Here is a 14901-nt window from a genome sequence, read left to right on the forward strand (position 1 = left end):
AGTTGTGACTTCCAGCGATTTACCAAGAGTAAAAAACTCTCAAAATTTCAGGTTCGCACTACAACCTTGTTCATATCGAACAAAAGTTTAAGCACATCGTTGTTTAATTTACAAGGTACAATCTGCTGTTTTCAAAGAGTTTTCACAACTTTTCGTTGTTCTTAACCGCTCATCAACAGCTTATTTAGTATATCAAAACCAGAAGCATTTGTCAAGAACTTTTTTCAAATTCTTTTTTTCAGAACCTCAATCGGTTCTAAATCAAACTTTTCGGTTTTGCGCCTGTCTCTGAGAGACAGCTTTAATAGAATACCAAATCCGACAGCGAATGTCAAGCACTTTTTTCAAACTATTGAGATTTTTCTGAAAACGTGATAAGATAATTGCACGATACTATAATAAAGCCGAACACCCGATCGAACAGTTCACCGGCGTGTACGTTGTCAGGCAGCGGCCTGACGATGCGGCGCGGTACGACGACAATTTACCGCCAACGCAGAACTGCCTGATCATGATTTCTGCCGCTGCACAAGGCTGGTCGTATTTCGACTTTCTGCGCAAAATACTGGAAAGCCGCCGGCAATTATATCTACTATTATATGTAAGGAGCAGACCATGACCGCACAGGACATTCTCAAACAATATTTCGGCTACGATTCGTTCCGCCCGGGACAGGACGAGCTGGTTCGCGCCATCCTTTCCGGCCGGGATACGCTCGGCATTATGCCGACCGGTGCGGGAAAATCCATCTGTTACCAAGTGCCTGCTATGCTGTTCCCCGGTCTGACGCTGGTCATTTCACCGCTCATTTCGCTGATGAAGGATCAGGTCGGTGCACTCGTGGAGGCAGGTGTGCCTGCCGCGTGCATCAACAGTGCGATGAGTGCGGAGGAATTCCGCGATGCACTGTACTTCGCCGGACGAGGACAGTACAAGCTGCTGTATGTTGCGCCGGAACGCCTGACCGCCCCCTCGTTTCTCGAATTTGCCAAGCGCGTACCGATTTCGATGGTCACAGTCGATGAAGCACACTGTATTTCTCAATGGGGACAGGATTTTCGTCCAAGCTACCTCAAAATCCTCGACTTTCTTGCCGAACTGCCCGATCGGCCGCTCGTTTCCGCGTTTACGGCAACCGCAACGGCTGAGGTGCGTGACGACATTGTACAGGCACTCGGTCTGCACGAACCATTCATCAAAACCACCGGTTTTGACCGTCCAAATCTGTATTTTGCTGTCGAACAGCCGACCTCCAAGGGCATGAAGCTGCTGCAGCTGCTGAATGAGCGCAAGGATAAAAGCGGCATCGTCTACTGCTCCACCCGCAAAAACGTGGAGGAGATCTGCGATCTGCTGCTCAGCCGTGGTCTGCCCGCCACCCGCTATCACGCGGGTCTCGATCCTGAGGAGCGCCGCGAGAATCAAGACGATTTTCTGTACGACCGCAAGACCATTATGGTCGCTACCAACGCATTCGGCATGGGTATTGACAAGTCCAACGTATCGTTCGTTATCCACTATAATATGCCGAAAAATATGGAGAGCTACTATCAGGAGGCCGGCCGTGCCGGTCGAGATGGTCAGCCTGCCGACTGTATTCTATTATATAGCGGACAAGATGTGCGCATGGCCGAGTTTCTGATTGAGCGCAGCCACGAAGCCGAGGACGAAACCATTGACGAGGCCACCCGTCAGCAGCTCATCGCGCGCGACCGCGAACGCCTGCGGCAGATGACGTTCTACTGCACCACGACCGAGTGCCTGCGGCATTACATTCTGCGCTATTTCGGTGAAAATTCGCCGATATCGTGCGGACACTGCAGCAGCTGCGACACTAATTTCGAGGAAGTGGATGCAACCATGGACGCACGAAAAATCCTCTCGTGCGTATACCGACTGGATGAACGCGGCCGTGCGTTCGGCAAAACCGTCGTTTCCGCCATTTTGACCGGCAGTAAGAACGAAAAAATCACGCAGTTCCATCTGGATACACTTTCCACCTATAATATCATGCCGGACAGCACCGCCGTGTATGTCCGTCGGCTGATCGACATGCTGCTTGAGCGCGGACACCTCATCGCCGACCCGGACCGCATGAACGTGCTCGCGCTCACCCGCACCGGTAACGCGCTCATGCGCGGACGCGGCGAATTCCGCGTCAAGCTGCCCAAGGAGAAAAAGCCGGCAGCAGCCAAACAGTATGCGGCTCTTGTGGAAGATGTGGATGAAAAGCTGTTCGATGCGCTCCGCGATGTACGAACCCGCCTTGCAGCACGCGCAGGCGTGCCGCCGTACGTTATCTTTTCCAACGCAACACTCGCTGATATGGCCGCAAAACAGCCATCGAGCGAGTTCGATCTGCTGTCCGTCCGCGGCGTAGGCGACGCAAAAGCAAGGCGGTACGGCAAGGAGTTTCTGGCAGCGATTCAGAAATACCGGGATGGAAACCTTGGAAAATAAAGCAAATTGAGAATTAAAAACGGTATTGCCTTAAATCCGCAGGTGCTATCCGCAACCACCGCGCAAACGAGTTGCGCAACATTGTTATCCCCCCGGGGACCTTCTCTTGCCCTTCGGGCAATTCACCTTGTGTTGCGCCTGCGTAGAGTAAACCACATGTGCAGCAGCAAAGTATCTGGCACTGCGAATAAGTTGAAAAAGAGACGGAAGTAAAAATCCTCTGCCGTTCCCCTATTTCGGAGCGGTCGCCGGTCTCTGATCTGCGCCAGACTAAGAAATAAAGGAAACGGGATTCACAAGGGTGGAAACCTTGGTGTCCACCCTTGTGCCCGCCGCCGCAGGTGCGGCGGGTCTCTCAGCCAAAGATCAGAACTCATTCTCAATCCGTCAGCAACCCGCTGAAAATAAGTAAAGCCGACAGGCACACCCATCGGCTCAGGAAAAAATATCAGCCGTTCTGCTGATCGTTTTTCTGATTCTGCTGCTGATTCTGCTGCTGATTCTGCTGACCCTGCTGGTTCCGGTTCTTGTTCTGCTTGCTCATTTGGCTCACCTCGTTTCGTTTGCAATGCTATTCTGCACCGCAAACGCGAAAAATATACTCGCAGGACTTGCAGAATAGCGAAAAACCTGTTAAAATTGTTCTGCGTGTTATACAGTTAATATTTTAGATGATATAAAAGAAAGAAGGACACTCATCATGTCGGGACATTCCAAGTGGAATAACATCGCAAAGCGCAAGGGCGCAAACGATGCAAAAAAAGCAAAGATTTTCACCAAAATCGGCCGTGAAATGGCAATCGCAATCAAGGAAGGCGGCTCCGCTAATCCGGATTTCAATGCTCGCCTGCGCGACTGCATTGCAAAGGCCAAGGCCAACAATATGCCGAACGATAACATCAAGCGCACGCTCGATAAGTACTCCGGTGCAAACGGTCAGGTCGATTACGAGGCAAACAACTATGAAGGCTACGGCGTAGGCGGCGTTGCAGTCGTTGTTGAGACCCTGACAGATAACAAGAACCGCACCGTTGCGGACGTTCGTCACCTGTTCGACAAGTACGGCGCAGGTCTGGGCGCTTCCGGCTGCGTATCCTGGCAGTTCGATAAGAAGGGCGTTATCATTATGGAGAGCGAAGGTCTGGACGAGGACGCTGTTATGATGCAGGCGCTCGATGCAGGCGCTGAGGATTTCCTCGTTGAGGAAGGCGTTTTCGAAATCTACACCGCTCCGGATGATTTCTCCACCGTTCGTGAGGCACTCGAGAAGGAAGGCTACACCTTCGCACAGGCTGAGCTGCAGATGGTTCCGCAGAACTACATCACCCTTGAGAAGGAAGAGGATATGGCGCAGATGCGCAAGCTGCTCGACAACCTCGAGGATAACGACGACGTGCAGGCAGTTTGGCACAACTGGGAGAATGAGGATGATTACGAGGGTTAATGCCCCGGTCAAAACCGCATAAAAAAGCACCGCATACCGAGGTATGCGGTGCTTTCTTCACTTTCTCACGAACTTCACCGCGCTCATTGCAGCCTCGGCGCCGTCTGCGACGGCCTTTGCCACCTGCAGCAGACCGCCGGTGCAGTCACCCGCCGCAAACAGGCCGGGCACAGCCGTCGAGCCGTCGGCGTTCGCCTTGATGCGCGTGCCGTCCAGCTGCGCGCCCAGCTTGCGGGCAAAATCGCCGCTGCCTGCGGTGCCGTAGGCGATGAACACACCGGAAACGTGCAGCGGTTCTCCCTCGGCAAACGCCACGCGCGACACCAGTTCATCGCCCTCGACCGCGCTTACCTTTCGCGTTTCTGCGCGCAGACCGTCGGGCAGGTCGGCAGGCGGCTCGCTGCCGTTCGTCAGCAGCGTAACAGACCGTGCCACCGACAGCAGCACTCGCGCTTCCTCGAGCGCATACTCACCCTGACCGAGCACGGCAACGTCCTTGCCGCGATAGAAAAACGCGTCACAGATGGCGCAGTAGCTGACGCCGCGGCCCTCAAATGCGGCTACGCCCTCGATTTTCGGCACTGCACGCGGCGAACCGGTTGCCAGAATGACCGCATCTGCGTCAAACACGCCGTCCGCAGTCTTAACCGTGAAGCCTTGCGCCGCATACTCAATACCGGTTACCTCGGTCTGCCGCAAAACTGCACCCAGACGTTCGGCCTGCTTCTGTCCACGCTCGAGCAGCTCTGCACCGGAAACCGGCTCAATAAAGCCGAAATAATTCTCGATCTTGTCCGTTTTGGCCAGCGCACCACCGTCCTTATACAGAACGGTTGCCTGCATGCCGGCGCGTACCGCGTAAATCGCAGCACTCAGTCCCGCCGGTCCACCGCCAATGATAACAATGTTGGGCATTCTTTTGTCCTTTCCAAATTGAAAATTGAGAATGGAAAATGACGGATACACGCAATGCGCGATAACTTAATTCTCAATTATTCATTTTCAATTCTCCATTATTTTGCGGTTTTCTCGTCAAACCACTGCTGATACGCCTTCTGCAGCTTATCGAGCAGTGCAGGATCCTTGCCGCCGAGCGGCTTGCCGTCCAACTCGCATGCGCCGACGCAGTGCGTGCCGGTGGACAGGATCATCACCTCATCTGCGTTTTTCAGCTCATCCACAGTAAATGGTGCAATGCGGGTCGGCACGCCGAGCTTGTCGCACAGCGTAAGAAAATGCTTGCGCGTAATACTCGGCAGAATAAGATTATCCGCCGGAGGCGTACAGAACACGCCATCCTTGAGAATCGCCAGACCGGAATGTGCGCCTTCGGTCACGCGGTCGCCGCGGTGGAAAACGACCTCGTCACAGCCCGCCTCAACAGCCTGCTGCATTGCCATGCAGTTCGGAATAAGGTTGAGCGTTTTGATGTTGCAATGCAGAAAACGCGTGTCCTCGACCGAAATCAGCTTGTACGGATGATCCTGGCGGTCCAGTCCGCACGGCTCGGAAAATGCCATCAGGCTGGCCTTGCCGCCCTTGGGGAACGCGTGCATGCGGTGTGCCACTGCACGCGTGGACTGCCAGTACAGCATATGCGGCGCATCCGAATCCAACTGAGACACCAGCTCGTTCAGCGTTTTTGTCAGCTCGTCACGCTGCATCGGCGGCTCGATGCGGAGCAGCTTCAGACTGTTGTAAAAGCGGTCCAGATGATCCTCAAGCTCGAAGATTTTCTTGTTGTTGACCATCGCCGCATCGTAAACGCCGTCGCCGAAGTAAAAACCGCGATCAGTGATAGGCGCCTGCACCTCGTCAATGCGGCCGATTTTTCCGTTATAGTATGCAATATCCTTCATGGGAATATGCCTCCTTTGATCAAAATTCCGGGTCAATCTAATCTCAGTATAACGGTTTTCGACAGGGTTTGCAAGTAGGCCGGAAACGCGGTATAATAATTAAACCGGCAGGTTGCTGACAGGCGCTATCCGATACCGCAACCGCATGTTGCTTGTCCGTAAAAAGATCCTATGATACACTTACCTCACGGAGGTGTTCGATTATGAATACAAAGGATATTTTATATCATCTCAGAACCGAAAAAGGTCTCTCACAGGACGAACTGGCTGCAAAAATTTTTGTCACCCGACAGGCGGTATCCCGCTGGGAAACGGGCGAAACCACGCCGAATGTCGAAACGCTCAAGCTGCTTTCCGCGTTCTTTAACGTGTCGATCAATACGCTTCTCGGCTCTCCGCGGCAGCTGATCTGCCAATGCTGCGGCATGCCGCTTGAAGATTCCATCACCAGTAAAGAGCCGGACGGCTCCTTTAACGAGGACTACTGCATGTGGTGCTATGCCGACGGAACCTTCAAATACACCACGAAAGAGCAGCTGATTGACGTTTGCGTAACGCATATGGCAACCGAAAGCTGGCCTGCAGAGCAGGTTCGCGCCCATATGGAAGCCATTGTGCCGACCCTCAAGCACTGGAAGAAATAAAGGAGAGCGCTATGCCGTTTGACTTCAAAAAAGAGTACAAGGAACTCTATCAGCCGAAAAGCAAGCCGCAGATTACCGCAGTGCCGCCAATGAACTACATTGCCGTGCGCGGCACCGGCGACCCGAACGAGGACGGCGGTGCATATCAGCAGGCCATCAGCGTGCTGTATGCCGTGGCCTACACGCTGAAAATGAGTTATAAGACCGATTATAAAATCGCAGGCTTCTTTGAATATATTGTTCCGCCGCTGGAAGGTTTCTGGCGGCAGGATGATGTAGACGGGGTAAATTATGCGGATAAATCCGGTTTCCACTGGATTTCCGTCATTCGTCTGCCGGATTTTGTGACCAAGACGGATTTTGACTGGGCCGTACAGACGGCAGCAAAAAAGAAACATCTGGATTGCTCCTCAGCCGAGTTTTTGACGATTGAGGAAGGTCTGTGCGTACAGATGATGCACGTTGGCTCCTATGATGACGAACCTGCGTCTGTTGCGGTGATGGACGAGTATCTCGCGCAGAACGGCTATGCAAACGACCTCACCGCCGAGCGGCTGCACCACGAGATTTATATCTCCGATCCGCGCAAAACCGCGCCGGAGAAACGCAAAACCGTCATTCGCCACCCGATCAAAAAGGCGTGAAATAACAAGAATACTTTTCAGAAAGGTTTGATTTTTTGTCCGGAACACTTCTTCATATCTGCTGTGCGCCCTGCTCCATTGCGTGCATCGACACGCTGCGGCAGGAGGGCATCGAGCCGGTAGGTTTTTGGTACAATCCCAACATTCACCCGATGAAAGAGTACAAAATGCGCAAGAATACACTCGTTGAGTATGCAAAAAGCATTGATCTCAAGCTGGAGATCGAGAACGAGTACGGTCTGCGAAAGTTCATCGAAGCTGTCTATCCCAACTGGGATAACCGCTGTGCGACCTGCTATGCGCTCCGCTTTGAGGAAACTGCGCGCTACGCCGCCGAGCACGGCTACGACCGGTTTACCTCTACCCTGTTTGTCAGCCCGTACCAGAATCACGAGCTGATGCGTCAGATCTGCGAGCAAATGGCCGAAAAATACGGTGTCGAGTATCTGCACCGCGACTTTTCGCCGCGCTTCCGCGAGGGACAGGATAAGGCGCGTGAGCTTGGCCTGTACATGCAGAATTACTGCGGCTGTGTTTTCTCCGAGGAGGACCGCTATCGCAAGCGCAAAAAGAAGAAAAAGCCGGACGACGCGCAGACGTAAGACGGAAATCGGGGTGTTTCGGCACAATCCGACCGAAATACCCCGCAATAACCGCTTTACAAACGCACGAAAGACTGGTATACTATATCATGTACTCGCGCCCGTAGCTCAGCTGGATAGAGCGTTGGACTCCGACTCCAAAGGCCATGCGTTCGAATCGCACCGGGCGTACCATGTTAAACCGCTTGTTTCGTTGAAATGAGCGGTTTTTCTTTACTTTTTGGCGAAGTATAAATTGTTGCAGATTCTCGGGCGACCGTCGGGGCGACTGATTAGGGGGTTATGATAGAAAAAAAGAGCAGCGATTGCTGCTCTTTTCGTTTTACTCCACAGTTCCACGTCATATAACGGATACTTAGCCGGAAATGCAGTCAAATTCTCCTGTAGCAAAGTGCAAAGGCGTTGTCCCACCGTTCTGCCAAAGCCGTATCCCGATACTGCTGCATAATATACATCAGCTTTTCCGTAATATCCCGCTCGGCCGTTGAGGTGTAAAATATCTTATATCTTTGCGGCACGACTCTGAAGCAGCTCCTTTACTTGAGCGTCCATATCGCACTGCGCAGAGATGCGTCCGGCAGCAATATTCTCACTGCTGCGCGACAGCTTTTCGCTGATTTCTGCTTCACTCATGTCATCCCACGCACGAAGTGACGGCCGAAACGGCATGCCGCCTTCCTGCAGGCTCTGCTGTGCAAACATCCGTACAGCCTCAGCGAACGAAGTACCCAAATTGCGGTAAAGCGCTTCTACCTGCTCCTTTACTGCACTGTCAATGCGGATCTGAAGTGTTGCATCCATAGCCATAAAATCATCTCCTTGTAGTACGATTGTATTACAGTTTTCTTTGTGTGTCAAGAGGATAACTTTTCTCCTTTCCCATCGTAACCGCGCAGCATAACATCGGCAATGCACTCACCCGCCCTGACGCGCGACTCCTCAATGAGATGTGCGTAGTAGGTTTCCGTGGTCGTTACATTGGAATGTCCAAGTTGACGGGAAACCGTCACAACATCAGTATGATTCGCAATCAGCACGCTGGCAACCGTATGCCGAAAGGCGTGTGGGTTCACATGCGGCAGGTCATGCCGACGGCTGAATTTCGTCAGCCACGCCGTAGGGCTGTCCGGGTGCATAACACGACCGTCATCCCGCGTGAACAGAAAACCTTCGTTATTCTGCCACCGATCACCGTTTAGCTCGCGCAGCTTCTCCTGCTCAGCACGGTATTCACGCAGCAATTCAGCAGTTTCCTCCGGAATTGCAACAAAACGAATCTCCTCGGTTTTGGGCGTTTCCACATAAATACCGCGTGCCTTAGAGTAACGCAGATTGTCTTCAATCTTGATGTATCGTTCGTCCAGATGAACATTGTGCCATTTCAGGCCCATAATCTCACCTCGACGCGCACCCGTGACAATGAACAGGTGCGTGATGGTCTTCCATTTCAGCGGTTCGCTTTCAAGCGCCTGTATAATGCGCTGAATGTCCTTCGGCTGAAAGTAGTTGATCGGCTTCTTCTTCGCCCGAGGCAGTGTTGCACGGCTTGCGGCATTATACGGAACGAGCATTTCTTTCTCCGCCTGCGACAGTACCGTTGAGATAAAACGATGATGCTGCAGCACGGTTTTCACCGCAAGGTGATCGGTATTGTGGATAATATCGAACAGCCTCGCCGTCGGCAGTTTCAGCGCGGCAGCGATCGCGTCCGCCGAGGTCTTGCGAATCACCTGCCCGCGGCAGGCCGTTGTAATCGTTACGCCGTTGAGATGCGCTAATCTCGCCACCTTGGCCCGAGACCACTTATGTTCTTTGATCAGCACACCCAAATCAACCTTGGCACGAGCGTTATCCAGCGTGTGCTTCGTACAGTCCTCCTGTAAGCTGATATACAGCTTGTTCAAATGGTTCGGACGCAGTTCAGTCAGCTTGATGTGTCCGATTGCAGGAAGAATACGCTCACAGAGGTGCATATACAGCTGAATCGTACTGTGCTTGGTACCCGTGTGCTCTTTCAGGTCGATAACATAGGCCGCATACTCCGCAAAGGTCTTGCGGTTGTCCGGCTGGTAACCCTGTTTGATTGCCTTTTCAAACTCGAACGCAATGCGTTGTGCCTCTCGCTCGGCACGCTGCTCTGACCAGCCTTCCGGTGCCTTCCAGACCTTGTAGTGCCGCTTTTTACGGTATGCCTCATCGTAACCGCAGGAAACGGTAATCTTGAAACTGAAGCTGTTTTTGTTGTGCTTTTTTGTAATGCTTGGCACATTTTCCTCTCCTTTCGTGTAGAATAATGCGGTGCGCCGCTCGGACGCACCGCAGACTGCATCTTATACCGAAATTTTCGGCGGAATGTACGACGGACGAATATCATCTGCCGCAACATCATTGTTGCCCTCGGTCAGCAGTTTGATGACGTTCGGGTAGTAGAGCAATGCCTTACGACCCAGTTTCACCGCCGGAAGAACGCCCTGACGGACAAGGCCGCGGAGCATGTTTTCCGAGATGTTATGGCCGTCCGCCTGCAGACGACGGTGAGTCTCAGCGATGGTTGCCGTGTCGTAGTAACGGCGCGGCGGTACTAATGTAATTGCAGGATTAGACATAAATTTGCGCCTCCTTGTATTGAATAATTTGTATGGCAGCGTTACACTTGATGTGAACCCAGTTTCAGGCGTGAAATGGGAATACACAGGTAACGTTTGCCATAGATTTTCTTGGTGGACTTCTTGCTGGCATCGATGGACAGCAAGTTGTATTGGCGGAGCCGTGCTGCAACATACTGCTCACTGAGGTCACTCCGGCGATACAGCTCTTGCAGATACTTCGTCAGCGCAGGGAGCTTAACGCAAATGCAGCCCTTGTGCGTAGAGTAGCTGAATGCCTGCTGTTCCACTCCGCTTATGATCGCCGCCCGAATGGTTTTCGGGCAGTTTTCGATACGGCGCAGCTCCTCAGCGATATTGTGCCAAACCTCAGTCAATGCCTGCGCAGTCGCTCGGACAAACTCCCCTTTCGCGACTGCTGAAACTGCGCCAACTGCTTCGGCATAGTCAAAAAACCGACAAAGCAGCCAGTACAGCTCGAACAACGACTTCTTCACGCGCTCGTTCGGTGCGCTTTTCACAGCGGCAAGCTGCGACTCCATCTCGCTCTTAATACGAGAGCGGAATTCCTCATAGCGCTCGCCAAACCATGCAAGAAACCCCTGCATAGCCGTGGCTGCAGTATGACGAAGCGACTCCAAATCAACCGGATTACTGGAACCGGCTAATTTCTCACGAATACGCACGATGATGCAACGGGTTACGTCCGAGGATGCCTCCATGGGGATTTCACCCGTGACGACCAGTCCAGCGGCACAACTGACATAAACATTCGTGGAACCTTGGGTTTTGGTGCGCTTGGTTTCGTTCGCTGCAAACCGCAGTAATGCGGCCGCACTTGCAAGACGCTCGCGCTGTTTCGCCTTGTTGGTGCCGATATAGATGTCGTCCAGCAGTACCGAACGGTCGCGCGTGGTCATCAATGCACGCTCCATCGCGGACATTGTGCTGCCAGCGTCGTAGACATCAGCCATGCACCCACTCGAATCATCGAACAGTTGACAGAGGGTCTTTGCTGTTGCTGTCTTGCCGAAATCCTGTGTGGCTATCAGGTACAGGATACATGCTGTTGGTAAGCCGCTGTCCTGTAAGAACGAACGGCAAACCGAGAACAGCGAATATCCCCACACGGGCAGATATATATCAAAATGCCGCCCAAATGTCCTTATCAGCTGTTCGACTGCGGTTGCGACCGAAAGCGTTGGATCAACAGACAGACGGAAGATTGAGGCTCCCTCGGCAATCAGATAGGGCGGAGAACCGCCTTCAGGCGGTTCTGCCAGCCGGTTTTCTGGGGCCGGATCAGGGAAGTAATGGTGCCGCCCATCAATCTGCTGCCAGCCGGTCTGGTCAAAGTATTGACCGCGCGGAAGGTCGCATTGTGACAGCTGCATCCGCAGGTAAGTTGCCACAAGATTTCTAGTGCTCCGACCACGTGCATCGCGCGAAATGCAACCGAAAATTAACTTTTCAAGGTTCAACTGGTCTAGCTGCTCCGCAGGCCAGACAATAGTCTGCGTCGGTGCACCTTCTCGCGTTACCTCGAGGAGCAGCCAAGGCGGCTCCTCGGGTTCGGCAGAATATACGCCGCGAATTCGCGGCACAAAATTGGCGATGACTTCGCCATTATTAAGCAGACTGGTACCTGCAACGGTGAAGTTCATCAGCTGTCACCATCGGACAGCAGCTCCAGCCCGGTGTTTACCAAGCAGTCGTTAAAAGTACCACGCTTAATGGCCACGCCCATCCTCATCATCTTTTCCAGCAGATCGACTTTGAACTCAGCCATGCCGCAGCGATAGCTCATGTCCATCGCCTGCTTCATAACAGAGGCAGTAATATCGTTCTTACTGGTATTTCCGCGCGATTTCTTACTCTGCTTGCTGTGTTTACTTTTCTTGTGCTTTTTCCCTTTCTTTCTTTTTTTGCCCTTATGCGGCTTGTCTTCATAGAACAACGGCATACGAGAGGGAAAGAGAGGTGTGGAACGATTCTGCTCCTCCTGCGCGTTTGCCGGAGCCGCAGAATCAACGATTTCGCTCATAGAATTTATCATCTCATAATCCTCCTTAGGATTATAGACGAGCGCGCTCTGGGTTGATACGTACCCTAGGGTGAGTGCTCACTTTAGAGCCACGCCTTACTTGAAACCAGCGTTGGCTTTGGGTGAGCGCTTCAAGTGATCACGGTAATAATTATACGCGAAAATCACAGGCCTATCTATTCGCAAAGTACAAAGATTTTTCAGCACGTAAACATCGAATCAGAATTAATCCAAATGGAGGAATACTATGCTTCCACAAAATGTCAAACAGTTAGTCCAACAAATCCCCCACCTCGAGTACCTGTTTCACAGGCGCCGTGGAACGTCAGGACAGGGGGCTCCACATGATGTCATTACAAATGACGAAATTCGTCAGAAAATGTTTGATGAGTGGAATGACTTCCATTCGCAAATTGCCTATCAAGATTTTAGTCACTTCTGGGATAAAGAATTGTTTGTCAACGATATTGAGAGCGTTGAACTTTCTCAAGAATTATTTATTAAGTTAATCTGTGATCGCGTTTTTCTTTTCCTCAATTATTCCCGTTCATTGGCCAATCCTGCGTATCCTAATTTAATGGATGCTTGGGGGCGTGAGTTACCAGATGAGTCACCAGAAGATACACCTGGTACACGGCAACTGCGAGAAAACACTCCGTTTATTCGTGAACATGGCTTTATGCCTACTAACACGTTATACGATAGCTGGAGCAGGTGGCATCATAATATCGACAGAATAAACGCAGCTCTCGAACGTCGAACAGAATTTGTCAGGCAAGGTGTGCATCTCCCAATGAACACCTGCCGTAAATTACATCATAAAAAGAACGATGCCTTGCGAATGGCAAATATTTTATATACAGAAGATGAACAAAAACTAGCCAAGTTGTTCTATTACTATGTAGAGGCTTGTTGTAAAAAAGCATATTGTCGTGATTACGGGAATTACCTGAAATCCACTATCGAAGTTATACAAAATTCATTGCCTTGGATACATTTACTCTTAGAGGAGGATTCGCTTCAAGTTCCCGTTGCGTTATGGATATGGGTGCTTTTTACTACATATACAACGAAACTAGCCGAAGGTACATTAAAAACATATAAATTTTGTGTACCCACATCACGTAAAAATGATTTGCAAGATGTTGATCCTGATAAACAGAATCCCAATACAGCATCAAGAAAAAAATGCAACATTATTCTATTTAACCACCTTCTAGATCTATTGCCACCTGAAAATCTCGACTATGCTAAGTTCCAATTTTATGCATTGTCAAAGTATAATCGCTTTTCATTCTATGCCACCAATGTTCAAAAGCCTTATGATTTTAATTGCAGCGAAAGTCCAAACGATTTTATAGATGATTTAGGTGGATTAATTCGCTATCATATCTATCATTGTTTAATGAATGCTCCTTCATGGCTTACTCCACAATTGAACCAACGAGAAAATCCTATACTTGATTCTCTTGCAAGTCTCCTTTTGCATGATAGTGATTTGCCTCCCAAAAATCGTTTAACAGCAAGAGTTAATGCGCTTCTTGATGATAAGGTAAAAGGCGAAAATTATATATCGGCGTATATAAATTGCGAACCGACTGAACAAGCACGACGGGCAAAGCTTAAGGAAATTGTTGAACGGGAAAATCTACATTTTACACCTACCCGAATGTTCGCAGACGGTGATATTATGGGAGACAAGAATAAACTGTTTTGTGAATGTATGGTGTTGGAATTTGCCTTGAGGCAAAGAGCTTTTGTATCTTACTATGATAAGCTTCTAAATAAAGCCGAAAGACTTTTTCCACCCGAGTTATTTCTCTCCGGCCATGTATTTAGTGAATAAATGGTGGGAATAGCGCATTTTCCCACCATTCCCACCAATATTTTAAGAATGTTGATTACATCTGCGGTAAAACGTATTTGCCCTCAGCCCTGTCTGCCGCATAGCCTCAGCCGCGGTAATCTCTCCGGCACGCCAGCGAGCGACCACTCGCTCGAAGTTGTCCGGCAAGGGCCGTGGCTTGCGGCCGGTGTATTTGCCCTGTGTCTTGGCAATGGCAATACCCTCTCGCTGGCGCTGAAGGATATATTCGCGCTCAAGCTCTGCGACCGCCGCGAATACGGTAAGCATAAACTTGCCGGTGGGCGTGGTTGTGTCGATAGCCTCCTTACGGCTGACAAATTCCACCTGCTTCTCGGTCAGCCGTTCCACAAGGTCAAGCAGGTCGCGGGTATTGCGAGCGAAACGGCTAATGGACTCAACAATTACGGTGTCCCCCTGACGGACGTAATTCATCATTCGAGTAAGTTCCGGGCGATCGGCGTTCTTGCCGCTGGCCTTTTCGATGAATACTTCGTCAACGCCAAGCTCATGCAGCAGGACTTCCTGTCGGGCGGTGTTCTGGTCCTCCGTGCTGACGCGGATGTAGCCTATTTTCAAATTTTTCACTCCATTCTTTGCAATAGGGTCACTCTACATTCTGACATATTTCAAAAGCCGTAAATCGACCCTATTGCCACATCTTTTTACCATTTCAATAGAGTGTACCCTATTGAAACACTTCTAGAGCAGTTCATTTAATCCTCGTCGAGAAT

Annotated in this window: 14 protein-coding genes and 1 tRNA gene; 7 read left to right on the forward strand and 8 right to left on the reverse strand. The window is 50.9% G+C overall.

What is annotated here, in order from left to right:
- Positions 1–615: 615 nt before the first annotated feature.
- Positions 616–2460 (forward strand): DNA helicase RecQ, encoded by a 1845-nt coding sequence (gene recQ / locus DW806_RS11500; protein WP_118730044.1) that lies wholly within the window; start codon positions 616–618, stop codon positions 2458–2460.
- 700 nt (positions 2461–3160) lie between these two features.
- Complete coding sequence (locus DW806_RS11505; RefSeq protein WP_110435528.1) at positions 3161–3904, forward strand: YebC/PmpR family DNA-binding transcriptional regulator; 744 nt, start codon at positions 3161–3163, stop codon at positions 3902–3904.
- A 57-nt stretch (positions 3905–3961) separates the two neighbouring features.
- On the opposite strand, the gene DW806_RS11510 is transcribed toward DW806_RS11505, so the two are convergent.
- Both DW806_RS11510 and DW806_RS11515 read right to left on the reverse strand, forming a co-directional pair.
- Complete coding sequence (locus tag DW806_RS11510; RefSeq protein WP_118730045.1) at positions 3962–4819, reverse strand: NAD(P)/FAD-dependent oxidoreductase; 858 nt, start codon at positions 4817–4819, stop codon at positions 3962–3964.
- Positions 4820–4917: 98 nt separating this feature from the next.
- Positions 4918–5763 (reverse strand): aminotransferase class IV, encoded by an 846-nt coding sequence (locus tag DW806_RS11515; RefSeq protein ID WP_118361674.1) that lies wholly within the window; start codon positions 5761–5763, stop codon positions 4918–4920.
- A gap of 203 nt (positions 5764–5966) precedes the next feature.
- On the opposite strand from DW806_RS11515, the gene DW806_RS11520 reads away from it, so the two are divergent.
- The 4 genes from DW806_RS11520 (at position 5967) to DW806_RS11535 (ending at position 7827) form a co-directional block, all read left to right on the forward strand.
- Entirely contained in the window at positions 5967–6407 is a 441-nt protein-coding gene (locus DW806_RS11520; RefSeq protein WP_118481159.1) for a zinc ribbon domain-containing protein, read from the forward strand.
- Between the two features lie 11 nt (positions 6408–6418).
- Positions 6419–7051, forward strand: a complete 633-nt coding sequence (locus DW806_RS11525) for a GyrI-like domain-containing protein (RefSeq protein ID WP_118730046.1) — start codon at positions 6419–6421, stop codon at positions 7049–7051.
- 35 nt (positions 7052–7086) lie between these two features.
- Positions 7087–7653 carry an epoxyqueuosine reductase QueH gene (locus tag DW806_RS11530; RefSeq protein ID WP_117491978.1) on the forward strand — a complete coding sequence of 189 codons (567 nt, stop codon included), beginning with the start codon at positions 7087–7089 and terminating at the stop codon, positions 7651–7653.
- Between the two features lie 97 nt (positions 7654–7750).
- Positions 7751–7827 (forward strand) — tRNA-Arg (locus DW806_RS11535).
- A gap of 327 nt (positions 7828–8154) precedes the next feature.
- On the opposite strand, the gene DW806_RS11540 is transcribed toward DW806_RS11535, so the two are convergent.
- The 5 genes from DW806_RS11540 to DW806_RS11560 form a co-directional block, all read right to left on the reverse strand.
- The gene (locus tag DW806_RS11540; RefSeq protein WP_118285876.1) at positions 8155–8460 is read right to left on the reverse strand and encodes a type II toxin-antitoxin system RelB/DinJ family antitoxin; all 306 of its coding nucleotides are present in this window, start codon (positions 8458–8460) and stop codon (positions 8155–8157) included.
- Positions 8461–8507: 47 nt separating this feature from the next.
- Positions 8508–9920 (reverse strand): tyrosine-type recombinase/integrase, encoded by a 1413-nt coding sequence (locus DW806_RS11545; protein WP_118730047.1) that lies wholly within the window; start codon positions 9918–9920, stop codon positions 8508–8510.
- Positions 9921–9983: 63 nt separating this feature from the next.
- Positions 9984–10259, reverse strand: a complete 276-nt coding sequence (locus DW806_RS11550; protein WP_118730048.1) for a hypothetical protein — start codon at positions 10257–10259, stop codon at positions 9984–9986.
- 41 nt (positions 10260–10300) lie between these two features.
- Positions 10301–11923, reverse strand: a complete 1623-nt coding sequence (locus DW806_RS11555; protein WP_118730049.1) for a hypothetical protein — start codon at positions 11921–11923, stop codon at positions 10301–10303.
- Positions 11923–12315, reverse strand: coding sequence for a hypothetical protein (locus tag DW806_RS11560; RefSeq protein ID WP_118730050.1), 393 nt, complete (start codon positions 12313–12315; stop codon positions 11923–11925). The genes DW806_RS11555 and DW806_RS11560 overlap by 1 nt, the downstream gene beginning before the upstream one ends.
- Positions 12316–12550: 235 nt before the next feature.
- On the opposite strand from DW806_RS11560, the gene DW806_RS11565 reads away from it, so the two are divergent.
- Positions 12551–14149 carry a hypothetical protein gene (locus DW806_RS11565; protein ID WP_118730051.1) on the forward strand — a complete coding sequence of 533 codons (1599 nt, stop codon included), beginning with the start codon at positions 12551–12553 and terminating at the stop codon, positions 14147–14149.
- A gap of 42 nt (positions 14150–14191) precedes the next feature.
- Here the strand turns inward: DW806_RS11565 and DW806_RS11570 are convergent, their stop codons facing one another.
- Entirely contained in the window at positions 14192–14746 is a 555-nt protein-coding gene (locus tag DW806_RS11570) for a recombinase family protein (protein WP_118730052.1), read from the reverse strand.
- Positions 14747–14901: the final 155 nt, after the last annotated feature.

It is taken from the genome of Butyricicoccus sp. AM32-19, from assembly GCF_003480365.1.
Classification (GTDB): domain Bacteria; phylum Bacillota; class Clostridia; order Oscillospirales; family Butyricicoccaceae; genus Agathobaculum; species Agathobaculum butyriciproducens.

Excerpts from the sequence above, each read along its gene's own strand:
- recQ (WP_118730044.1), top strand. The coding sequence starts at position 616 with ATGACCGCACAGGACATTCTCAAACAATATTTCGGCTACGATTCGTTC.
- DW806_RS11505 (WP_110435528.1), top strand. The coding sequence starts at position 3,161 with ATGTCGGGACATTCCAAGTGGAATAACATCGCAAAGCGCAAGGGCGCA.
- DW806_RS11510 (WP_118730045.1), bottom strand. The coding sequence starts at position 4,819 with ATGCCCAACATTGTTATCATTGGCGGTGGACCGGCGGGACTGAGTGCT.
- DW806_RS11515 (WP_118361674.1), bottom strand. The coding sequence starts at position 5,763 with ATGAAGGATATTGCATACTATAACGGAAAAATCGGCCGCATTGACGAG.
- DW806_RS11520 (WP_118481159.1), top strand. The coding sequence starts at position 5,967 with ATGAATACAAAGGATATTTTATATCATCTCAGAACCGAAAAAGGTCTC.
- DW806_RS11525 (WP_118730046.1), top strand. The coding sequence starts at position 6,419 with ATGCCGTTTGACTTCAAAAAAGAGTACAAGGAACTCTATCAGCCGAAA.
- DW806_RS11540 (WP_118285876.1), bottom strand. The coding sequence starts at position 8,460 with ATGGCTATGGATGCAACACTTCAGATCCGCATTGACAGTGCAGTAAAG.
- DW806_RS11550 (WP_118730048.1), bottom strand. The coding sequence starts at position 10,259 with ATGTCTAATCCTGCAATTACATTAGTACCGCCGCGCCGTTACTACGAC.
- DW806_RS11555 (WP_118730049.1), bottom strand. The coding sequence starts at position 11,923 with ATGAACTTCACCGTTGCAGGTACCAGTCTGCTTAATAATGGCGAAGTC.
- DW806_RS11560 (WP_118730050.1), bottom strand. The coding sequence starts at position 12,315 with ATGATAAATTCTATGAGCGAAATCGTTGATTCTGCGGCTCCGGCAAAC.
- DW806_RS11565 (WP_118730051.1), top strand. The coding sequence starts at position 12,551 with ATGCTTCCACAAAATGTCAAACAGTTAGTCCAACAAATCCCCCACCTC.